Origin of the sequence: Bavariicoccus seileri WCC 4188, assembly GCF_000421665.1 — a bacterium.
Taxonomy (GTDB): domain Bacteria; phylum Bacillota; class Bacilli; order Lactobacillales; family Aerococcaceae; genus Bavariicoccus; species Bavariicoccus seileri.
The window spans coordinates 43975-49974 of sequence record NZ_ATXL01000013.1 but is presented as its reverse complement, the minus strand read 5'-3'; the positions used below and the strand labels follow the sequence as shown (position 1 = coordinate 49974).

4 protein-coding genes are annotated in these 6000 nt (G+C 35.4%); all 4 read right to left on the bottom strand.

The window, feature by feature from the left end; all coding sequences use genetic code 11:
- Nucleotides 1-226, bottom strand: a 226-nt coding sequence (locus H541_RS0104315; protein ID WP_022796115.1) for a helix-turn-helix domain-containing protein, incomplete at its 3' end; no start/stop codon positions are given.
- A 200-nt stretch (nt 227-426) separates the two neighbouring features.
- Nucleotides 427-1797 carry a replicative DNA helicase gene (gene dnaB / locus H541_RS0104310; protein WP_022796114.1) on the bottom strand — a complete coding sequence of 457 codons (1371 nt, stop codon included), beginning with the start codon at nt 1795-1797 and terminating at the stop codon, nt 427-429.
- A 30-nt stretch (nt 1798-1827) separates the two neighbouring features.
- Complete coding sequence (gene rplI, locus H541_RS0104305; protein WP_022796113.1) at nt 1828-2280, bottom strand: 50S ribosomal protein L9; 453 nt, start codon at nt 2278-2280, stop codon at nt 1828-1830.
- A gap of 5 nt (nt 2281-2285) precedes the next feature.
- Nucleotides 2286-4307 carry a DHH family phosphoesterase gene (locus H541_RS0104300; protein ID WP_022796112.1) on the bottom strand — a complete coding sequence of 674 codons (2022 nt, stop codon included), beginning with the start codon at nt 4305-4307 and terminating at the stop codon, nt 2286-2288.
- Between the last annotated feature and the right edge of the window lie 1693 nt (nt 4308-6000).

The window sequence follows — 6000 nt, the reverse complement described above, 5'->3', positions numbered from 1 at the left end:
TCATGATATTTAACTCTTCTTCAGTATGTTGATTGGGATGTGAGTGGGGCTTTGTACTCTTATTTCTTAAACTATCCCATGTCCCATCATAGTTGTCTCTCCAACGTTTGACTTGCATCCGATTTGTGTGATATTTGCGTGCAGCCTTGGCATTATTATCATGTTTAACCGCATAATCAACGACTTTCTTTCTGTATCGCATTTCTTCTGTTATAATATTCTTCATAGGGGAAGCTTTCCTTTCTGTGGTGTGGTAATTACAGTATAGCAGAAGCTTCCTCTATTTTTTTATTTTCATGTAACACATGTATTGTAACCTTACATTTTTTCCGATAAAGCAAGAAATAGTTAATAAATTAATGTAAATTATATCAATAAAGTAATATTTTTCAGAAAAACATTTGTATTATTGGAACATTTTCATTTTTAAGCCGACGGTGCTTCCCCAGCAAACTTGTCGGTCACGAGAGAAGTGAATTTATTGTACTCTTTCGTAAAAATAAGTTGCACGGTTCCACGCGCTCCACTCCGGTTCTTTTCAATGATGACTTCTATGATGTTATTGTCTTCGACCTCTTCGCCATCTTCTGATCTATAGTAATCATCTCTATATAAGAAAGCTACGATATCAGCATCTTGTTCAATAGACCCTGATTCTCTGATATCAGAAAGGATTGGTCTTTTATCTTGTCGCTGTTCTACGCCACGTGACAACTGAGACAAAGCGATAACGGGAGCACCTAATTCTTTTGCTAGTTTTTTCAACTGGCGAGAGATTTCTGATACTTCCTGTTGACGGTTTTCTTTTCGACTACCTTCAATCAATTGGAGATAATCGATGATTACTAATCCTAATTCTTTAGCTTCTTGCTTTAAGCGGCGACATTTGGCCCGAATCTCAGCTACTCTGATTCCTGGTGTATCATCGATATAGATTTTTGAATTTCCCAAAGTTCCCATAGCCATCACTAAGCTATCCCATTCATCTTCGGACAATTTACCAGTCCGTAAGTTACTTGCATCGATATTACCTTCCGCACATAACATGCGGTTGACTAATGACTCTGCTCCCATTTCCAAACTGAAAACTGCGACGACTTGGTCCGCTTTTGTCGCCACATTTTGGGCAATATTCAGTGCAAATGCAGTTTTACCAACAGCTGGTCTAGCTGCAATGATGATTAAGTTATCAGGTTGTAACCCAGCAGTCATTCGGTCTAACTCATAAAAACCAGTAGGAATACCTGTCACATCAGAAGACTGTTGTGCCAATTGTTCAATATTTGCCACAGATTGTTCGACAACATCAGATATTTTTTTGAAACCAGATCTACTTTTTCGTTCAGACACCTCTAGTATCTGTTGCTCCGCATGATCTAATACCACTTCTAACGGGTCACCAGGCTGGTAGCTCGTTCTAGCGATATCAGTTGCTGTTGTAATTAATCGTCTTAGAATCGCCTTTTCGCTAACGATTTTGGCGTAATAATCACTATTAGCAGCAGTAGGTACCATATTTGCTAATTCAATCAGATATGGTAATCCACCAATATTTTCTAGTTGTCCTTGGCTTTCGAGAGAATCGGCGACTGTGATGACATCGATGGCCTGATCAGCTTCATTGAGGTCCAACATCACTTGGAAGATCAATTGATGTGCCTTGCGATAAAAATCATCCACAGTTAAGAACTCTAAGACACTGACAACACGATCAGCATCAATAAATATAGAGCCTAAAACAGATTGTTCTGCCTCTATATTTTGTGGCGGTGTGCGGTCAATTGGTAATTCTTCCAAAAGCTTTTCCTCTTTTCTTAAACACAGTTACTACTTACCAGCTATATCGATAGTCAATTTGGCAGTTACTTGTGGGTGTAATTTAACTGGGATTTGACGTTCTCCTAATCCCCTAATTGGCTCATCCAGTTCAACTTTTCGTTTATCTAGTTTGATATTATATTGCTTTTGAAAGCCTTGGACGATCTGTTTAGTGGTGATAGAACCAAATATTTGGCCATTTTCGCCTGCCCTAGTTGCCAATTTTACAACAGTATCCTCTTTTTCAATGAACTCTTTTAATTTTTTGGCTTCTTCCAACTCTTCGGCTTCTAATTTTTTCTTTGCTTTCTTCTTGCCTTCTAATTCGGCAACATTGGCACTGGTTGCTAACTTAGCTTTCTTATTTTTAATCAAAAAGTTTTGTGCGTAACCATCAGAAACCTCTTTTATTTCGCCACGTTGTCCTTGCCCTTTAACATCCTGTAAAAATATAACTTTCATTCTCGCTACTCCTTTTCAGTTGGCTCATAAATACTCTTCAATATATCGACCAGTCTTTTCTTAGCTGTCGCTACTGTTTCATCAGCTAGTTGCGTTGCGGCATTTGATAAATGACCACCACCGCCCATTTTTTCCATAATCGTTTGTACATTAATTTCGCCTAGACTTCTGGCACTGATACCAACACGGCCATCATCTCGCTTGGTGATTACAAAGGAAGCTTCAACATTTTCCATAGACAGCATGGTGTCAGCTGTTTGAGCTGCCACCACTGTGCCATAATTCTTGTCTTCTTCACCAGTAGCGATTCCGAGCTTCCCATAATACATTTCAAGTGATTCTAATAGATGACTTCTTGAGAGATATGCTTTTAAATTTTCTTTTAGCAGTCTTTGAATCAATACGGTGTCTGCACCACACGATTTCAAATAGCTAGCAGCATCAAACGTCCGTGAACCAGTCCTTAGTGAAAAGTTTCTAGTATCCACGATTATTCCTCCGAGAATTGCAGTAGCCTCTATCTTAGAAATCGGATCTGCTTCATTTGATTGATATTCAAATAGTTCAGTGATCAACTCGCCTGCAGAAGAAGCATATGGTTCGATATAAACCAATACTGGATTTTCAGGAAACTCTTGTCCACGACGATGATGGTCGATGACAACAACTTGATCCGCCTTATCCAATATTTCCTTATCACAAACAATAGACGGCCTATGGACATCTACGATAACGACCAACGTTTGTGGTGTTATCTTATCACGTAGTGTTTCAGCATTTACAACAAATGGTCCTATATCTTCATTCTTTTTCACTTCAGTAATCAGTTTTTCAATATCATGGCTAAATTCCTCTGGCTTAACAGCTATATAAGCTGTTTTACCATTCATTTGCGCAATTCTTCTGATTCCTAGAGCAGACCCAATAGCATCCATATCTGGATACTTATGTCCCATAACAATGACTTGATCTGATTCACGAATCAAATCTTGTAACGCTTGAGCAACCATCCGCGAACGCACCCGCGTCCGTTTTTCCATCGGATTAGTCTTACCACCATAGAACCTTGCTTGCTCCTTCTTCGACTTAACGACCACCTGATCTCCCCCACGACCTAAAGCTAGATCGAGGTTAGACTGTGCAGACATTGCGATATCAGAATAGTTTGACACTTTTTCATCTTCATCAGCATATGAGAAGCCCATACTTATCGTTAATGGATAATTTTGACGAGCCGTGGTTTCTCTGACTGTATCAATAATATCAAAACGTTCACTTTCAATTTTATATAGTCTCTTCCTATTTAAGACAGCAATAAAACGATCATCATCGACCCATTTTAAATAGATATTATGTGCCTTTGCCCAGTTCGTCAATTGATTCGTCACAAAGTTATTTAGGTTAGACTTACGACGATCGTTTAGCGATTGCGAAATTTCATCATAATTGTCGATGAAAATATGACCGAATACGATTTTCTCGTCATTATAAGTTTTGACAATTGATGAATAGCGCGTGGTATCCACTAAGTAAATAGCTCGTATATCATGTTGAACACTCACATCAAAGAATCGTTGATTCCATTCGAAAGTCGTTAAAGCTTCAGATTTTGCTTCTGTAATCAATTGTCCCAGTTGCGGATGTAAATCAGCAACCTTTTGCCCCATAATATCTTTCTTTTGAAAATACTTCTTAAAATACGGGTTGACCCATTGGACCTCTAGATCAGCATTATATAGAAGAATACCAATTGGCATCCGAATCAATGCCTCCTGCTCACCCTCTTTGATACGGTAAGACAGATCTGAAATATAAGCATTCGTTTCATCAACCAAATAATTAGAAATAAAAATGACAGAACCTACAACAACTGAAAACAAAACCAGCATTAATATTCCTACAAACCAATTATTGATAAATGACAGTACTAGAATAATAAACAACAAAGAAATCATGATAAAAAACGGGATTTTAATGCGTTTATCACGAATATAACTCGGTAATTGGTTAAATTTAAAAAAGTCCATAAGTCACCTGCTTTATCCTCCTAAGATTGATTCCACCATCTTAAAGTTGTGTGTTAGTAAATTTTAAAAAAACTCACTGCTTCTTATTTATGTCACTACAATCAAGCATCTAATCTCTGACTAATAGCCCTGCGAAATAGACCAGAAAAGCATTAAATCAGACAAATAATCTAGCTTATTATAACATTAAAGCCACCAAAAATAAAAACACTTAACAAGAACATATGTTCTTTATAGTTTGTAGAACATAATCATTTACTTTACACCAATCAGCCCCTGTCCTAGTGTCCTACTCCAACATAAGTCCTTTATACCTAAATACTAGTACACTATATAAAACTATACAGCACTTCACAGTCTATTCCCGTTAAATAAAATTTAGTAAACCAATATACTTCAAACTTAAATATCCTTATCGTTCATCAATATTGTATACCAGCGTATATTGGTCACATTCCAATAATTTTCGGATTAAAGAAAATCATTATTTTTAAATTTTTATGATAAATCAGATCAATAACCTATCTCTAACTCATTTGATGTAAAAAAATATAATTTTTCATGAAATAGTATGAAGTAACATTGAAGTATTCAATTACCCTTACTTTACTAACTCACTTCTTACATACACACTACACACTACACACTACACACTACTAAATAATTTAAAACCGTACAACTGACAAACTGAGTTAATGTCCACTTAGTTTTGTATATACAGTAAGCATGTACTACTATTTCCATTTTTAATAAATCAGACTATAACACTGACTAGTTTTCTTTATTATCATAAGAAATCATATGAGAATAGATATTAATAGGAAGAATAAGAGTATCTATAACGAAACATGATCCGATCTTGCCAAATTCATCTATCTTTGCCTTTATACAGAAACAGAATAGTACTAGTAAGGCTTTGAAAAGATACCTAATCTCAATGCCTATACCTACAAGTGCTTACTATCTTTTCTTAACAAATTTTTTTTGATTTAGAGCGTTATCTGTTTTGTAACACAAGAAAAATTTCGTTTTTAGATACTAATAGCCAATTTGTACCATAAGTTCCCAAAATTGTTTCACGTGAAACATTTCGTTCTTTACATTAACTAAATTTACTCACGAGTTTACTTTTGCTGTACCAACTTTACATTTTTTCACCAACTTGCCTAACTAATGTATCTTATCCGTATACTTATCCATCATAAACAACATTTCATTTCTATAAATGGTTATATGACTTTGTTAATAGTGAGACTTTTAGATTGAGAAGAATAGAAAAATAATCTGAGATAGAATTCGAATAATCTTTGAAACAAAAACATTCGATAGAAAGGAAGCTACTTTAACTATACCTATTCCTTAGTAATAGTTTGACAAGATCAACAATATCCTTATTTTACTTGATAATGTTTCACGTGAAACATTATTTTAGACATTTTTGCAATTATGCGTCCTTTTAGGCTATATTTCTTCGGCCAACTAAGTTAAATAGGGCCTTTACTAAGCTTAGTTAGCTAGTTATTCTAGTCTTTTTATAACTTTTCTAGTGATTTTTAGCTTGTTATATCTTTTTACTTAATTAAGTCAAATTTTTTATAGAGTATCGATCAAATTATCTTGCTGCTGGCTTAAAAACTACATAATATGTTTCACGTGAAACATTTTATGTAGTTATCTTGTCCCTTATTCTTGT

Coding starts and splice junctions, on each gene's coding strand:
- rplI (WP_022796113.1), bottom strand. CDS start 2,280: ATGAAAGTTATATTTTTACAGGATGTTAAAGGGCAAGGACAACGTGGC.
- H541_RS0104300 (WP_022796112.1), bottom strand. CDS start 4,307: ATGGACTTTTTTAAATTTAACCAATTACCGAGTTATATTCGTGATAAA.